Source organism: Nocardia sp. NPDC050406 (assembly GCF_044459025.1).
In the GTDB taxonomy this organism is placed as follows: Bacteria; Actinomycetota; Actinomycetes; order Mycobacteriales; family Mycobacteriaceae; genus Nocardia.
In genome coordinates, this window is the sequence record NZ_JBITIM010000002.1 from 632717 (window position 1) to 647399 (window position 14683).

The following is a 14683-nucleotide window of genomic DNA, read 5'->3' on the forward strand; positions in this document are numbered from 1 at the left end:
CCCAAGCCTCTCTATGATGCTCAAATGGGAGGGGCCTCTTTCTTTCCGGGGGGGTCTGTGAAGCCGAGCCTGTCCGTGGAGGAGCAGATTGAACTCCTCATGCGACGTGGTCTCGTCGTCGAGGACGAGTCGGCATGTTCTGTATTCCTCACCGCGAACAACTACTACAGGTTCTCCGGGTACGCGCGGTACTTCCAGCAGGCTCCGCATCTGGGCGACGATGACTTCCACCCAGGCACGAGGTTTCATGAGATCCGGGCGATCTACGAAGCCGACGAAGCGCTGCGGACCATGCTCGCGGCGCCGCTCGCCTGTGTCGAGCTGTTGCTACGGACCCATACGGCACGTGTGATCGCGAATGTGCATGGCCAATGCGGGCGATACCTTGAGGAAGACTTCTACACCGATGTCGGCCAGGGCGAACGAACTGTTGAGTCATGCTTGCGCGACATCGAGCGGAGCAAGGAGCGCCACATCCTGCGTTTCAAGACCACGGACACGGGAGCACCAGACTTCAGCGAACTGCCCGTTTGGTCGGCCGTCGAGGCATGGTCGTTCGGCACACTGTCGAAGTGCATCGAGCGCGGGGCGCTGGGTACGTTGGCCGACGCCGTCGCGACCAGTCTCGGAGTAGCCAAGGGCGGTTTTGCCTACCGGGTGAGGGCGCTGGTCTACCTCCGTAACCGCTGCGCGCATCACAGCCGGCTGTGGCACCACTCGGTCATCGACGCTGGACCCACACCGAACAATGTGCGCGTCAAGGCCAAGAAGCAGGCCGGACAGTTCGAGCCACGCTCGGTGCTGGACGTTGTCGCGTCGCTCGACGACGTGCTGGTCCGGAGCGGGACTGCTAATCCGGTCCTGCCAGTGCTCATTCAGCAGCATCGTCGTGACTCCCAATTTTGGCAGGGGCTCGCCCGTCCGCAGAACCCACGCGACCATAAGTCCTGACCCATGACATGTCTCGCAGGAATGACATCGTGGCTCTCAACCTGTGGCATTACGGGCATGACGCCTACTAGCACGGTAGTCCTCCATGATCTTGTTGGCGCAGTCCGCGTGGATCGGTCCCCGGCATCTACGGAGTTGAGGGGGCACCGCCCGCGAAACGGCCCCGCACGACGATCAGACGGTGACGGCGCTGCCGTCACGTGCACCCGGGGCTGACGATTCTGGCATGTCAGCGTTGGGCCGTGCGGACAGCGGGCTGTCGCTCCCTAATTGCCTGATCGGCGCTGGATACGCCGAGCTATCTTGGTGTCGGCGGAAATCTGCAGTTCACCGCGCACTCGGTTTGTTGTAGATGCTGTACGTGCCCGACCGGGGGCACGTTCAGCGTCTACAACAGCCGCGCCCGGTCGATGACCGGGCGCGGCTGTTGTCGTGGTGACCGTGTACCGGTGGCCTGAGTTTCGCTCGACCTCTTTCGGGTGCGACCATAACTCGAAAGAGCAGCCCGCTCGGCGCTTCGCCGCATCCGTTCTCGGAGGTGCTGATGTCGACACGAAATGGCCTGTTGTTCATTGTCCTGCTCGGTTTGTGGATAGCGGTGACCGGCACTCCCGCCGACGCGGACGCGCACCGCGGGCCGGTGCTTCTCATTCATGGCTGGCAGGGATCGACCGCCCAGTTCTCGGATATGCGGGCTGTATTGGAGCAGGCGGGGTTTCCCGTGTATGTGGTGGAGTTGCCCGGTGATGAGAACATCGCCAATGTGCGCGCCATCGGGGAGGTGGTCGATCGGGCGCGAGGTGAGCACGGCGGGGGCAAGGTGGATCTGGTCGGTCACAGCATGGGGGGATTGTCGGCTCGGTATTACCTGAAGTACGCGGGTGGGACCGAGACGACACGGACCTACATCTCGATGGGTAGTTCACAGCGTGGCTACGCACCGGCCTGTCTGCTACCGCCTGCGGCGGGTGGGCAGATGTGCCCACTGAACGACTTCATTGTCCGGCTCAATAGCGGCGATCCCACTCCGCCGCCTGTGACCTACACATTTCTCAACAGCACGCTCGACGCCACGCGCGGTGACATTGTGGGCGGAAAATGGTGCAGGGCAGAGATTCCCGATGTGAAGCACGCCGACGAACCTTCGCATCCGCGGTTCATCGCCGCTGTCCGTAAAGCTCTCGAGGGGCAGTGTCCGGCCTGACAGTATTTCCACACGAAATCGGGAACCAGCGCGATCACGACGGTCCAGGACACGCGTAGACCTGCTGTGCGGCGGGTGAGCTCGGTTCGGTGGTTCTACTTGTGGTCGATGCGTGCGAGGGGGTCGGCGGTTTCGGCGAGGTCTGCCTGGAGCTTTTCCCATGCGGTCGTGTCGATTTCGAGGGCGCTGCGCAGGTAAGCCCAGGCGGCTTCGCGGATCAGAGCTACGCGGTCGGGGTTCTCGTCCGTGGTGTCCGCGGCGTTGTAAGCGTGGATGCCGCCGAGCATGTGTTCGCCGCCGAAGGCGGTGAGCAGGGTTCGAGCGCCGGGGCTGTGGGTGTAGACGTCGGTGAACCAGTCGGGGCCGCGGGTCGAGAGGGGGGATTGGTCGTGGTCGCCCGCGACGACGAGGGTTGGTGTGGACAAGTTGCTGAAGTCCGGGTTCATGAAGGAGAAGTTCGCGACGGCGAACGGTGACAGGTGGTCTCCGCCCAGGCCGGTAGTCGCAAGCAGCACACCGGCTTTCACGCGGGAGTCGGTCAGGTCGGGGCCGGGCCGCCCGTCCGCGTCGAGGGCGCGAGCGCCGAGCAGCATGCCGACGGTCTGACCGCCCCAGGAGTGACCCGCGACGGCGATGCGGTCGCGGTCGACGCGGTCACCGAGTCCCGGTATGGCGGCGACGATGTGGTCGAGGCCGTCGAGGACTCGCACGACGTCGGCGACGCGGATGCGCCAGATATCCGGGTACCGCGGATCGGTGGCGGGGACGGCGAGGGTGCGCGAATCCAGGAATGTGGGTTGCAGGACGACGAATCCATGGGCGGCCCAGTGATCTACGAGTGGGTCGTAGGAGGACATGGACTTGCCGAAGCCATGCGCGAGGACGACGACCGGCAGGTCGGAGCCGGAGACGGGGGCGGATACGCGGACCTGTAGATCGACGCCGCGCTCGGGCGCGGACAGGATGACGGGCTTGACGCTGATGATCGCGGTGGGCTGGACAGACATGCGGAATTTCCCTTCGAGGGCGATAGACTCTCCAATCGGAGCGCTGTTCCGAATATACGGAGCACTGTTCCGCTTGACAAGCGCAGGCGAAGGAAAGGAGTGCCGCGTGAGCGAACCGTCGCCCACCCCGGCCAAGCGCGCGGATGCCCGGCGCAATGAGAAAGCCCTGCTCGACGCGGCGGCCTCGGTCTTCGTCACCGAGGGTGTGGACGCGCCGGTGCGCCGCATCGCTGCCGCGGCCGGAGTCGGCATGGGCACGATCTACCGGCACTTCCCCACGCGCGCCGACCTCGTCGCGGCCGTCTACCGCCATCAGGTCGACGCCTGCGCCGAGGCCGGACCCGCCCTGCTCGCGACATCACCCTCACCCTTCGCCGCACTGCGCCGCTGGGTGGACCTGTTCGTGGACTTCCTGACGACGAAACACGGCCTCGCCGCCGCGATGCGCACCGACCCCGACGGCATCACCGCCCTGCACGCCCTGTTCCTCGACCGCCTCGTCCCCGTCTGCGACAACCTCCTCACCGCGTCCCGCACCGCGGGCGAGGTAACCACCGATTTCACCGCCTACCAACTGATGCGCGCCATCGGCGACATCTGCGCAGGCGCCGAAACCCCAGACCCGAACTACAACGCCCGCCTCACCATTCGACTACTGCTCGACGGCTGCCACGACCAGCGACGCGGTGAAACCCGCACCGCCGCAGAGGAAGTCACGAGCGTCGAATCGAGTAGCGAGTAGCTTGTCGTACCGTTGCGGCAGTATCTTCCCCGCGCCCACGATGTCACCTTGACGGGCGCGGGGAAGAAGGGCGGGAACATGACATTCCATCGATTCACCAGGTACGCACCCGGCGCGGCTCTCGCCGGAGCGATCCAGTTGGCCCTCCTCGCGGGGCCCGCCGTCGTCACCGGGCACGCTGCTGTCGATCCGTTGACCACCTGGTGCGAGCTGTATCTGGGGCAGAGCAAGGGCGAGGTGATGGCGGCGATGGGCGATCCCGGTGGCCACCAGGCGGATTCCCTCATCGTAACGGTGCAGTGGATGCACGAGGGAGCGACGACTGCCGAGTGGAATCCGCCCGGGGCGATTTTGTTCGCGGCGTTCGACAAGGACGAGGCGACAATCAAGTTGCTGGCGTACGACGCGGCGTCCGGAGTCGAGGGTTCGGTGCGGCCAACGGGTTTGGCCTGCGATCCCTGGCGCGCCTCCTGACCGACTCGTTCCTGTCTCGGAGGTGGTCGAAGCGCGATGCTTCGACGTCTCCGGCGGCGAGGCCCGGGCCGAAATCCGTTCGTGGGACCGCGAACACCGAATTTATCGGGTACGTCTCAGCCCCGAGTCGGTGATGCGCTGACTTGGGATCGGCGGCAGCGAGGGGTTCGGCCGGTGGGGTGGTAAGGGTTGCGGGCGTGGGGGTTGCGGGGGTCGGGGGAGCGGGGGACTGCCGGGGTGGCGGGCATGGCGGGACCCATGATGGTGTCCCACCAGGGTTGCAGGGGGCTGGGGTCGGGCCAGTAGACGTAGGGGTCGGTGTCGGGGTCAACGTGTTCGGCAGTGGTTGTTGTCATGCGCTTCGGGGTCCGGGTTGTGCGGGGGTTGGCGGGGGAGGTTCGGGTGGGCCCGCAAGCACGGGACGCTGAACGGGCCCACCCGTGGATGGAAGATATTGCGAATGGTGTTGTGCGGTAACGCATGTGGCTTTCGACAGGCATCACCTCGCTTTCGCGTGAACTTCGGGAGGGTCAGGCGTTGATGTCCGGGAGCGACGCCGGGCGGGCGGGGGTGCCGAAGACCTGCTGTGTCAGGCGATCCAGGTCGCGGAAGGGATCGGTACGCATCAGCATGGTCACTACCTCCAGCTCAGTTCATTCACGATCGAACTAGGCTCAGATAATCTATGTCACCTGACAGAGATATTTTTAGCACTCTGGATGGGCGAGTGCAAGGGTTATGGGTCGGTTCGAGGCGACTCGAGGAGTTCGGCGAGCAGGGCGGTGTCGCGCAGGTAGCGCTCGTACGGGAAGTCGGCTTCGCGTAGGGCGGTGCGTAGTTCGTCGTAGAGGGGTTTGCCCGCGGCGTGGAAGGCGTTGCGGCCCGCTTCGGTGGTGCTGACGAGGCGGCGGCGGCCGTGGGCGGGGTCGGGGTCGACCTGGACGAATCCGGCTGCTTCGAGGGGGCGCAGGGCCCGGCTGATGGCGGGGTCGGAGACCGAGAGTGCTTGTGCCAGTTGATGTTGGGTGACCGGCTGGATGTCTTCCAGGGTGCCCAGCAGTCGCATCTGGCTGTAGCTCAACCCGCCGGAGTCGTCGGCCCGACGCCGCGTCGCTTCGCCGAGTAGGTACACCACGCGATGGAGCAAGTCTGCGAGTCCGTCGTCCACGGGTCGAGGATATCCGAGTCTTACCTGGTTAAGATGCGACGGCGGCTGGTTCGGCGGGGTTCAGTCGTTGTGCGCGGCCGGCGAGAACGATCATGACCGCGGGAAAGAGCAAGTCGCACACCAGGACTCCGCCGGTATTGCCGGGCGCGTGGTCACCGTGCGCGAACCACTGGTAGACGTGGCCGATCAGCGCGCCCCACAGGAACATTCCGGCTCCGAGTCCGATGGTGATGCGTTCGCGAGCGGTCGCGGCGGCGGCGCGAAAGCCCATCACGGCGAGTCCGAGGTTGGCGCAAGCGATTTCGAATTGGAACTGCGACGGGGTGAATCCGATCGCGGTGGCCATCGTGTCGGGCGCCGCCAGGAACATGACCGTCATCCACAGGCTGCCGCAGCCGAGCGCGGCCACCGCCCACCACCGCTGCCAGGTTTCCAGTGCGGCCTGTCGGGAGGGGCTGTGTCGAGTCCGGAGCAGTGCCCCGACGACGGCGATGAGCGGCCAGATCAGCGGGAAAGTGGTCTGGGCGAGGTATGAGGTCGTGTCCATCACCCAAGTCTTGCATAGTTAATATTAACCATGCAAGATTCATTCGGCCTCGCCGCCGGAGAGGAAGGTCACCACCGCGACGGTTGCCGGGCCGCGCCGGGATTTGCCATGGTGGAGGCCGGTCCCTCGATGGGATCCCGGACGAGGGAGCCGTACCCGGCGTGCGACAAGACGGCCCTGGGAGGCTCGTCATGTCGTGGTTGATTCTGGTGCTGTCAGGCGTTTTCGAGGCCGTGTGGGCCACTGCCCTCGGTAAGTCGGAGGGGTTCAGTCGGCCCTTGCCGACCGGTGTCTTCGCGGTGGCGTTGATCATCAGCATGGTGGGCCTTGCTGTCGCCATGCGCGGCTTGCCGGTGGGCACCGCCTATGCGGTCTGGGTGGGTATCGGCGCGGTGCTGACCATCTCGTTCGCCATGGCGACCGGGTCGGAGCCGGTGTCGGCCATCAAGATCGCATTGCTGCTCGGCATCGTGGGCTGCGTGGTCGGCCTCAAGGTTTTGCACTAGACGACGGCTCCTGGCTCTCGTCGCGGTGCAGCAGACGCGCCAGGAACGGGAAGATCAGGACGGTGGTCGCACCGGCGGCGACGAGGGTCGAGGCGAGGTCCTCGGTCAGGAGTCCGCTGCTGGTGGCGACCTGGGTCACGGCGACGATGATCGGGAGGCCGGTGGCGGCGTAGAGGGCCAGTTCCGTGCGCTCGCGGGTGGAGGTCAGGTTCGCGCCGTGCGGAATGTAGCGCTCGCTCAACCACACCGGCAGCCCGCGGGCCAGGGCGATGAACGCGACGAACAGCACCCACAGCAGCGGTTCGGAGGCGACCGCGCCGATATCGATGCCCATGCCGGAGACCACGAAGAAGATCGGGATGAGCATGCCGAAACCGATTGCCTCCAAGGAGGATTCGACGGCGGGATGCCCGGCGGCCATGAGCCTGCGCAGAATCAGACCGGCCGCGAACGCGCCGAGCACCACATCGAGGTCGAATTCGTCGGCGACCATCATGAGCAGCAGAAGCAGCAGCAGGACGCCTCGTACCGGCAGCTGATCCGCGCCGCCGTTGGTCTTGTCGAGCAGGCGTCCGAACGCCGGTAACCGGTCCAACATGCGTTGCGGCACCAGCCCGATCAGCCCCGCCGCCACCGCGAACAACACCAGCACGAGCACCGAAGCCCCCACGTTGCGGCTGGTGAGCAATACCGACATGGCCACCACCGGCCCGAGCTCACCCACCGCCCCGTGCGCGAGAACCGCTCGCCCCAAAGGCTTGTCGAGCAGCCCGTCCTGTTTCACGATCGGCAGCAGGGTGCCCAGCGCGGTCGAGGTCATCGCGATGGCCACCGCGATGCGCGCCGCGAAATCGGTATCCGAGGCCGCCAGCGAAACCAGCCCGAAGGCGAACACCAATCCGGCCAGCCAGGTCAGCCACGCGGTCCGCCCCGACCGACCGCCCAGCAACCGCGGATCCAGTTCGTAACCCGCCAACAGGAACAGCATCCCGAGCCCCAACTCGCTGAGCAGCTCGACGCCGCCCTCGGTCCCCGCCCACCCGAGCGCGTTCGGCCCGAGCGCCACACCGAAGAGCAGCAACAGCACCACGCCGGGGACCGCGCCACGCACCAACCGGGAAATGACGGGTGCCAGCACCGCGGCCCCGGCAATCCAGCACAGCGACACGATCGCCGACGATTCCGTCGACGGCAACGCCTCAGCAAGCAGTATCACTCGGTCATCGTGGCACGAGAGCGGCGAGCGCGGTTGGATGCCGGACGGGCCTACGCGCGGGATTCAGTCGACGGCGATCTCCAAGCCGACCAGTTCGTAGGACGAGATTTCCGGGCGGTCGCGGACGGTGGGGGATTTGGTCATGCGCAGGCCGGGGAGGGCGAAGAGGGTGGTGAGGAAGACGTCGGTTTCCTGGATGGCTATGGCGGCGCCGGGGCAGCGGTGTTGGCCGTCGCCGAAGGAGAGGGCGTAGTCGGCTACGCCGTCGGCTACCGGGCGGGCGGGGCAGAGGGTGTCGGGGTTGTCGCCTACGGCGGCGGGGTCGCGGTTGGCGGCGGCGAGGCGGACATCGACCTTGGCTCCGGACGGGATGGTCACGGGGCCGTCGGGGGCGGTGAGGGTCACCTCGGCGGTGGTGTAGCGGTAGAGGTCGGAGACCACGGGGTCCAGGCGCAGGATCTCGTGCAGGATGGCGTATCTGGCCTGCTCGTCACCGGTGCGGTAGGCCGTGCGCAATTCGTCGTCGGTGAACAGGTGCCAGGCGGCCATGGTGATGAACTCGCGCGTGGTGATCATTCCGGCGGCGGCGAAGGTGACGCATTCGCCCAGAATGTCGGCGGGCGTGCAGCCGTCGTCGAGCAGGTGGGAGATCAGGTCGTCGCGGCGGCGTTGGCGGCGCGCGCGCACCGACGGCCAGACATTGGCCAGGAAGAACGAGGACATGGTGAGCAGGATCTGGAACATGCGATAGATCGCCTGCGGACTGTCCCAGCCTTGTGCCGCGGTATGTTTCGCGAAGAAGCGGTCCAGGCGACGAGCCATGCGGGCACGGTCGCCGTCCAGGCCGATCACCTCGGCGGCCACCACCACCGAGAGCAGGAACGACATCTCCGACAGATCCGCCCGCCCGGAGGCGCGCAGTCGATCGCACTGTTCCTCGGCGGCGCGGCGCATGAGTTCGCGGTATTTCGCGTCGACGCGGCGCGGCGTGAAGAAGCGGGCCGTCTGCCTGCGGTGTTCGCGATGCTCGGGACCGTCGCGGTAGATCACCGGCCGCCTGATGTGGACGGGCATATTGTCCATGTACTCGACCTCGAACCCGCCTTGCCGAGTATCGGTGTGGCGCAAGAACTCTCGTGCACCCGCGTAGTCCTGGATGGTCCACACGCCCTCCGGCCCCCGATGGACCGGACATCCCGGCGCCACGGGTTCGCGACCGGCATGGGGTTTCGCCGTGACATGCGGCTGCGCCGTCATGTGGTGCTCCTCGTAGCTCGAGATGAGGGTCTGACGGTGCTTTAGTGTAATGCTCTTTGTATCAAGTGGCGCTGTGCGCGTTCTCATACCGGCGCACCTGCGTCAGCGGAATGTCAGAGCGGCGTCAGGGCGGTGTCAGCGCGCCCGCCGACAGTGATCGTGTGAACAGCACAGCGATTGCCACCCCCGGACTGCGGACCGTCTTCGAGGGCGCGACGGTCTTCGACGGTATCGACCCGATGCGCTTGCTGCGCGGCGATCACGTTCTCGCACAGCTGATTCGCTTCGCCCTGGTGGGCGGCGCCAGCAATATCGCGTACGTGCTGCTGTTCATGGCCCTGCACGCGACGGGCCCGCTGGTCGCCAATATCGCCGGGTCGCTCGTCAGCACCATGATCGCCAACGAACTGCACCGGCAGCTCACCTTCCGCGCGGCCGGACGGGTCGGCTGGTTCACCGCGCAGTGGGAGGGCGGCGGCCTGGCGCTGATCGGCCTGGCGATCAGTACGGCGGCCCTGGCCGGGCTCGAATTCTGGGCGCCCGGCCTCGGCGGCAGCGCACAGGCGGGAGCGGTGCTCCTCGTCATGGCGGCGGTCGGCGGTCTGCGGTTCCTGGCGCTGCGCGGGTTCGTCTTCTGAGCGGACGCGTCGCGCGGCGCTCAGTGCTCGTGGTCGTCGTCGCCGTGCGGATGGCCGTGGGCGAGTTCGTCGTCGGTGGCATCGCGCACATCGACGATCTTGACGGCGAAGTGCAGGCGCTGACCGGCCAGCGGATGGTTCCCGTCGATGGTCACCTCGTCACCGTCGACATCGACCACGGTGATGATCTGGGTTTCGCCGTCGGGCGCCTCGGCCTGGAACTCCATCCCGGGCTCGATCTCGTCGACCCCCTCGAACATGCCGCGGTCCACCACGCTGATCAGTTCGGCCAGGCGTTCGCCGTAACCGTCCTCCGGCTCGAGCACGACCCGCACCTCGTCGCCGGTGGACTTGCCCTCCAGCGCCTTTTCCAGGCCGGGGACGATATTGTCCGCGCCGTGCAGGTAGACCAGCGGCGCGTCGCCGACGGAGCTGTCGAGCACCTCGTCGGCGTCGTCGGTCAAGGTGTAGTCGATGGAGACGACCTTGTCGGAGACGATCTGCATGGCTCGAAGCCCTTTCGTCGAGGAATTGCGGACGAGCCAATGTAACCGATCGCCGGTAGCGGGCCGCCGAGCAACATACGGTACAGCACGACTACGGCCGCCGAGATAACTACGGCCTCCCAAATTGCTTGTGGCGCAGCGCGATACCCGCGATCGGCCTGCTCTTTCCGGTCTCAGATCGGCGCGGTCGGCCACCACTGCTCGTAGAGTTCCGGGCCGGTCGACATGCCGTAGGCCTGGAGTTCGCAGAAGTTTCGGTTCGGGGTATCGAAGCGGATTTCCAGTTTGCCCACCTGGGAGCGGTACTGGTCGGGGTCGGTGCGCGACAGCGCGGTGCCTGAACCCGAGGCGCGGGTCCAGGTGACGGCCGACTCGTCGGTGATCGGCGGGTTCGGGGTGCGGTCGGTGCGGCATTTCACCAGCAGCCACCAGAGGGTGTCGTTGTCGCCGGTGCAGACCACCGCGGGCTGTCGCGGATCGTCGACGGTGTCGCAGGTCAGTCCGAGGTAGCCGGGAGTCGACGGTGCGGCGGGCAACAGCTCGGGGAAGGCTTCGGCAATGAAAGCCGCTCGGCCCCAAGGTGATACGGGCACCGCATCGGTGGACGTGGCGACGGCGGAGTCCGCTGTGGCGGTCGGGCCGGTATCGGTGAGAGCGACGGCGGCCACGGTCGCCGCCACCGTCGCCGCGGCGGCGCACGCCACGGCGGCTCGCCGAATTCCCCGCGTACGCCGAAAACTCCTGCCGCCCAGGGTTGCTCGTGCCGCCTCGGCCAACTCCCCGCAGCTGTCGTAGCGCTGCGCCGGATCCTTGGCCAGGGCTCGCGCGATCACCGCGTCCAGCGCGACCGGCAAGGCGGGCACGACGCGGCTCGGACGCGGCGGCGCTGCGCTGACCTGCGCGTGCAGCATCGCGGCCTGCGTATCGCGCGGGTACGGCACCTGCCCGGTGAGCAGGTGGTACAGGGTCGCGCCGAGACCGTAGACGTCGGCGCGATGGTCCAGCGGGCCGTCGAGGAACTGTTCGGGCGCGGCGTAAGCCAGTGTGGCCGAGGTGGTTCCGGTCGGGGCGGCCGCGCCGGTCTCCTCGGCGAGGCCGAAATCGGTGACCAGCACCCGCTCGCCGTCGCGGCTGATCAGAATGTTGGCGGGCTTCACATCACGGTGCAGCAGACCGGCGGCATGGGCGGCATCGAGTCCGCGCGCCGCCTGCGCCGTGATGGCGATGGCCCGTTCCGCGGGCAGCGCCGCGGTGCGAAGCAACTCGGCGCAGTTGTGTCCGTCGACGAATTGCATGGCGATCCACAGCGTTTCACCGTCCTCGCCGCTGTCGTGGATGGCGACCACATTGGGGTGGTCGAGCCGCGAGGCCAGTTCGGCTTCGCGGCGGAACCGCTCCCGGAACCGAGGTTCGGCACCGCGTGCGCCCGCGATCACCTTCAGGGCGTCGTGGCGGGGCAGACGCGGGTGTCGGGCCAGGTAGACCGCGCCCATACCGCCGATCCCGAGCTGCCGCTCGATGCGATATCCGGCGATCACGCTGCCGGAGGCCAGTTCTCGCACGGCCACTACCGGCTGTTCGCGAGGAGGGCGTACTGGGCGGCGGCCCGGCGTCGCACGAAGGTCTCGCCCGGACCGATCACCGTCGCCAGATAGCCGCCGTCGAGCAGATAGCAGCGGTTGTAGGGATCGGTGCCGTGGAATTCGATGCGATAGCACAACGTATCCGGCACACCGGCTGGACCGGCGATGATCGTGCGATCGCCGCCGCCGGAGTCGGAGACCGACCGCACCACGCCGTCGAAGTACCGGCGCGCGCTGCTCGCGTCGCGGAAGCGGTAGAGGCTCTCCAGGCCGTTCACCGCCAGCCGCTCGATCCCGAGTTCACCGGCTGTGCCGGTATCGGTCTGCTCGATGCGCGTCTCGTGGTCCACGCCGCCCGGTCCCAGCACCACCCCGCCGTTCATGCGCAATCCGATGGCCACCGTCACCTCGCGAAAGTAGTTCTCGCGGCGGGTGAGTGAGGGATAGATCCACTGCCCCGGCCGCATGGGCACCATGCGGCGCAGCATCGCGTCCGGATCGAGGGGCAGATCGTCGAGCTGGTCCGCGGGGGTGGGCGCGAAGGTGTCCAGCCTCGGCAGCTGAGCGTCGAGCGTGACGGCCGCCACCGCCGCCAGCGCGGTTCGGTCGGCCTCGGGCAGTCGGATGTACAGCACGACGAGGAACGATCCGTGCGCGACGTACACGCCGACGGTGGGCACCCCGGGCAGCCAATGACCGTGTGCCCCATCGTGTCCGGGGACGGCGACGGCCACGTTGCCCGACGCGGCGGCAAAGTCCGCCGCGCCGATCTCCCGCGCGGCACTGTCCGCCGCGTGCGCGTCGGGGAAGCTGATCACCGTCACGCGGGTGAGCGTGGACCGACTGGCCAAGGTGGTCCGCTCGCCGTCGTGGTCGCTGGCGGTCATCGAATAGCCCGCCACCATCCCGTATTCGGTGAGAATCGGGCGCGCGACGTCTGCCAGTACGCCGACCGAAGCCAATGGCGTGGGGATCAGCGCCGTCACCGAATTGACCAGGGTGGCATCGAGATCGATCGGGTGAATCACGGCCTCGGCCAGCCGCGCGGATTCCAGAATGTGGCCGTAGGACCGCGTGCCCTGCGCCGGTACCGGCAGCGGTGACGTATTCCATTCCCCGACATCGAGACCGCCGAGATCAGCGCTCGTCGGCCGCGGCGTTCCCGGGACGGTACCGGCGCACCCGCTGAGCAGACCGGCGACCAGAAGTACCGGCAGCCAACGCGTTACACGATCACAGTGGCGCATCCACCCACCACTTCTCGTACAGGTCCTGCCCGATGACCTCGTTGTATCCGAAGGAGTAGAGGTAGCAGAAGTTCCGGTCCGGGCTGTCGAAGGTGATCATCATGCCGTACACGTAGCCCTGCGCGGTCTCCCCGTCACCCCACATCGCGGTCCCGCTCTCACCGCCCTTGGTCCAACGCTGTTCACCGCGTTTGGCACCGAAGACGAAGGGCGGCTGCGGCCGTGGGGTGCGCTGTGTCGTACAGGTGATGGCCACCATCTCGAGGGGATCGCCGTCACCGTCGCAGCGGACGGTGGCCAGCTCGCCCGGCTGGCGGTTGAGCGGGACGCTGGTGGTCGCGTCCTTGGAATCGGTTGCCCGGCACAGCATTCCCTTGTAGCCCAGGGCCATCGGGAACGACGGCAGCAGATTCGGGAATTGCGCGACGACGAAGCCGTACACGCCCCACGGATCGGACCCGCCCGTGTCCACGGAGGTCGGTGCCGTACCGGTCGGCGCACCCGCCGTGGTCGGACCCGCCGACGGGCGCACCAGCAGGCCCAGCGTCACCGCGAGCGCCACGACCACCGCGAGTGCGGCGCCACCCAACAGGATTCGCCGACGACGCCGCGAATTCGGCAGTGCCCGTTCCGATTCCCCGCGCAGGGCGGCGCGCGCCGCGTCGGCCAGCGCCGCGCAGTTCGGGTACCGATCGCGCGGGTCCTTGGCCATGGCCCGTGCGATCACCGCGTCGAACCCTTGAGGGAGTTCGGGTTTCGCCTCGTTCGGGCGCGGCGGCGGCTCCAGCAGATGTGCCTGCATCATGGTGATCGGATTGTCGTGCGGGAAGGGCACCGACCCGGTCAGCAGGTGATACAGGGTGGCGCCGAGCGCGTACACATCGGCGCGGTGGTCGATGCGCACGGCCTCCAACTGCTCCGGGGCCGCGTAGGCCAGCGTCGCCAGCACCATGCCCTCCACCGTGAGCGCCGTGTGCTGCTCCAGCGCCCGCGCGATACCGAAATCGGTGACCAGCACCCGATCCGGCGCTCCGTCCTCGGCGGAGACCAGAATGTTCGCGGGCTTCACATCGCGGTGCAGCAGCCCGGCCGCGTGCGCGGCATCCAATCCCGCGGCCGCCTCGCCGACAATGTGCACGGCGCGTTCGACGGTCAGCCCGCGCCGCAGCGCCCCCGCGGCGTCACTACCCGGCACGAACTGCATGGCGATCCACAGCCGCTCATCGCTCACCCCGCGGTCGAGCACCGCGACCACATTCGGATGTTGCAGCCGCGCAGCCAATTCCGCCTCGCGCAGAAACCGCGCCCGGCTCTCCTCGTCACCCTCGCCGGTCAGTATCTTCAGGGCCACCGGCCGAGCCAGCCTGGGATGGTGGGCGAGATACACCGCCCCCATGCCACCGGCCCCGAGCTGCCGCACGATCCGGTACCCGGCGAACTCCTCACCCGGCAGCAGCACCGCGACCAGCATCCTTCACACCCACGCGGCACGCACACCGGAGCGCCATGCTCTCCCCGCCCCACTCGATCCAGCACGCGTTTCGCCCTCGTGCGCGACGCGATCGGAAGACTAACACGCGCCATGCCGGGCCTCTGTGATCTTCGGCCACAGGCGAATTCGGACCGCCCCGAGGTGT

The 14683-nt window shown here is 67.4% G+C and carries 15 protein-coding genes and 1 riboswitch; of the genes, 6 read left to right on the forward strand and 9 right to left on the reverse strand.

The features are described from left to right. The first annotated feature begins 75 nt into the window (after positions 1–75). Together ACIBH2_RS16170 and ACIBH2_RS16175 are read left to right on the forward strand one after the other, a co-directional pair. The gene (locus ACIBH2_RS16170) at positions 76–951 is read left to right on the forward strand and encodes an Abi family protein (RefSeq protein ID WP_397118048.1); all 876 of its coding nucleotides are present in this window, start codon (positions 76–78) and stop codon (positions 949–951) included. A 544-nt stretch (positions 952–1495) separates the two neighbouring features. Continuing rightward, positions 1496–2155, forward strand: coding sequence for an esterase/lipase family protein (locus ACIBH2_RS16175; protein WP_397120785.1), 660 nt, complete (start codon positions 1496–1498; stop codon positions 2153–2155). Between the two features lie 95 nt (positions 2156–2250). Here ACIBH2_RS16175 and ACIBH2_RS16180 read toward each other — a convergent pair whose 3' ends face one another. Then, positions 2251–3162: an alpha/beta hydrolase family protein gene (locus ACIBH2_RS16180; RefSeq protein WP_397118050.1), complete on the reverse strand. Its 912-nt coding sequence runs from the start codon at positions 3160–3162 to the stop codon at positions 2251–2253. Between the two features lie 106 nt (positions 3163–3268). Here ACIBH2_RS16180 and ACIBH2_RS16185 point away from each other — a divergent pair, with 106 nt between their 5' ends. Continuing rightward, complete coding sequence (locus ACIBH2_RS16185; protein ID WP_397118052.1) at positions 3269–3904, forward strand: TetR/AcrR family transcriptional regulator; 636 nt, start codon at positions 3269–3271, stop codon at positions 3902–3904. A 78-nt stretch (positions 3905–3982) separates the two neighbouring features. Further along, entirely contained in the window at positions 3983–4378 is a 396-nt protein-coding gene (locus tag ACIBH2_RS16190; RefSeq protein WP_397118054.1) for a hypothetical protein, read from the forward strand. A gap of 736 nt (positions 4379–5114) precedes the next feature. Here the strand turns inward: ACIBH2_RS16190 and ACIBH2_RS16195 are convergent. Both ACIBH2_RS16195 and ACIBH2_RS16200 read right to left on the reverse strand, forming a co-directional pair. Continuing rightward, complete coding sequence (locus ACIBH2_RS16195; RefSeq protein ID WP_397118056.1) at positions 5115–5546, reverse strand: MarR family winged helix-turn-helix transcriptional regulator; 432 nt, start codon at positions 5544–5546, stop codon at positions 5115–5117. Positions 5547–5574: 28 nt separating this feature from the next. Then, positions 5575–6093 (reverse strand): DUF6790 family protein, encoded by a 519-nt coding sequence (locus ACIBH2_RS16200; protein WP_397118058.1) that lies wholly within the window; start codon positions 6091–6093, stop codon positions 5575–5577. Between the two features lie 117 nt (positions 6094–6210). Beyond that, a riboswitch (guanidine-III (ykkC-III) riboswitch) is annotated at positions 6211–6274 on the forward strand. 10 nt (positions 6275–6284) lie between these two features. Here ACIBH2_RS16200 and ACIBH2_RS16205 point away from each other — a divergent pair. After that, a complete protein-coding gene (locus tag ACIBH2_RS16205) occupies positions 6285–6599 on the forward strand; it encodes a DMT family transporter (protein WP_397118062.1) in 315 nt (104 codons plus the stop codon). On the opposite strand, the gene ACIBH2_RS16210 is transcribed toward ACIBH2_RS16205, so the two are convergent. After that, complete coding sequence (locus tag ACIBH2_RS16210; protein WP_397118064.1) at positions 6583–7815, reverse strand: cation:proton antiporter; 1233 nt, start codon at positions 7813–7815, stop codon at positions 6583–6585. The two genes, ACIBH2_RS16205 and ACIBH2_RS16210, sit on opposite strands and share 17 nt — an antisense overlap. A 63-nt stretch (positions 7816–7878) precedes the next feature. Continuing rightward, entirely contained in the window at positions 7879–9072 is a 1194-nt protein-coding gene (locus ACIBH2_RS16215) for a cytochrome P450 (protein WP_397118066.1), read from the reverse strand. Between the two features lie 239 nt (positions 9073–9311). On the opposite strand from ACIBH2_RS16215, the gene ACIBH2_RS16220 reads away from it, so the two are divergent. Continuing rightward, positions 9312–9710 carry a GtrA family protein gene (locus tag ACIBH2_RS16220; protein WP_397120787.1) on the forward strand — a complete coding sequence of 133 codons (399 nt, stop codon included), beginning with the start codon at positions 9312–9314 and terminating at the stop codon, positions 9708–9710. Positions 9711–9730: 20 nt separating this feature from the next. On the opposite strand, the gene ACIBH2_RS16225 is transcribed toward ACIBH2_RS16220, so the two are convergent. The 4 genes from ACIBH2_RS16225 to ACIBH2_RS16240 form a co-directional block, all read right to left on the reverse strand. Beyond that, positions 9731–10216 carry a peptidylprolyl isomerase gene (locus ACIBH2_RS16225; protein ID WP_397118068.1) on the reverse strand — a complete coding sequence of 162 codons (486 nt, stop codon included), beginning with the start codon at positions 10214–10216 and terminating at the stop codon, positions 9731–9733. A gap of 173 nt (positions 10217–10389) precedes the next feature. Next, a complete protein-coding gene (locus tag ACIBH2_RS16230) occupies positions 10390–11784 on the reverse strand; it encodes a serine/threonine-protein kinase (protein ID WP_397118070.1) in 1395 nt (464 codons plus the stop codon). Next, positions 11784–13046 (reverse strand): hypothetical protein, encoded by a 1263-nt coding sequence (locus tag ACIBH2_RS16235; RefSeq protein ID WP_397118072.1) that lies wholly within the window; start codon positions 13044–13046, stop codon positions 11784–11786. The genes ACIBH2_RS16230 and ACIBH2_RS16235 overlap by 1 nt, the downstream gene beginning before the upstream one ends. Then, positions 13033–14517, reverse strand: a complete 1485-nt coding sequence (locus tag ACIBH2_RS16240; RefSeq protein WP_397118074.1) for a serine/threonine-protein kinase — start codon at positions 14515–14517, stop codon at positions 13033–13035. The genes ACIBH2_RS16235 and ACIBH2_RS16240 overlap by 14 nt, the downstream gene beginning before the upstream one ends. Between the last annotated feature and the right edge of the window lie 166 nt (positions 14518–14683).

What these genes read in the sequence shown, in the direction of transcription:
- ACIBH2_RS16175 (WP_397120785.1), top strand. Translation starts at nt 1,496, where the DNA reads ATGTCGACACGAAATGGCCTGTTGTTCATTGTCCTGCTCGGTTTGTGG.
- ACIBH2_RS16180 (WP_397118050.1), bottom strand. Translation starts at nt 3,162, where the DNA reads ATGTCTGTCCAGCCCACCGCGATCATCAGCGTCAAGCCCGTCATCCTG.
- ACIBH2_RS16190 (WP_397118054.1), top strand. Translation starts at nt 3,983, where the DNA reads ATGACATTCCATCGATTCACCAGGTACGCACCCGGCGCGGCTCTCGCC.
- ACIBH2_RS16200 (WP_397118058.1), bottom strand. Translation starts at nt 6,093, where the DNA reads ATGGACACGACCTCATACCTCGCCCAGACCACTTTCCCGCTGATCTGG.
- ACIBH2_RS16205 (WP_397118062.1), top strand. Translation starts at nt 6,285, where the DNA reads ATGTCGTGGTTGATTCTGGTGCTGTCAGGCGTTTTCGAGGCCGTGTGG.
- ACIBH2_RS16215 (WP_397118066.1), bottom strand. Translation starts at nt 9,072, where the DNA reads ATGACGGCGCAGCCGCATGTCACGGCGAAACCCCATGCCGGTCGCGAA.
- ACIBH2_RS16220 (WP_397120787.1), top strand. Translation starts at nt 9,312, where the DNA reads ATGCGCTTGCTGCGCGGCGATCACGTTCTCGCACAGCTGATTCGCTTC.
- ACIBH2_RS16225 (WP_397118068.1), bottom strand. Translation starts at nt 10,216, where the DNA reads ATGCAGATCGTCTCCGACAAGGTCGTCTCCATCGACTACACCTTGACC.
- ACIBH2_RS16235 (WP_397118072.1), bottom strand. Translation starts at nt 13,046, where the DNA reads ATGCGCCACTGTGATCGTGTAACGCGTTGGCTGCCGGTACTTCTGGTC.
- ACIBH2_RS16240 (WP_397118074.1), bottom strand. Translation starts at nt 14,517, where the DNA reads ATGCTGGTCGCGGTGCTGCTGCCGGGTGAGGAGTTCGCCGGGTACCGG.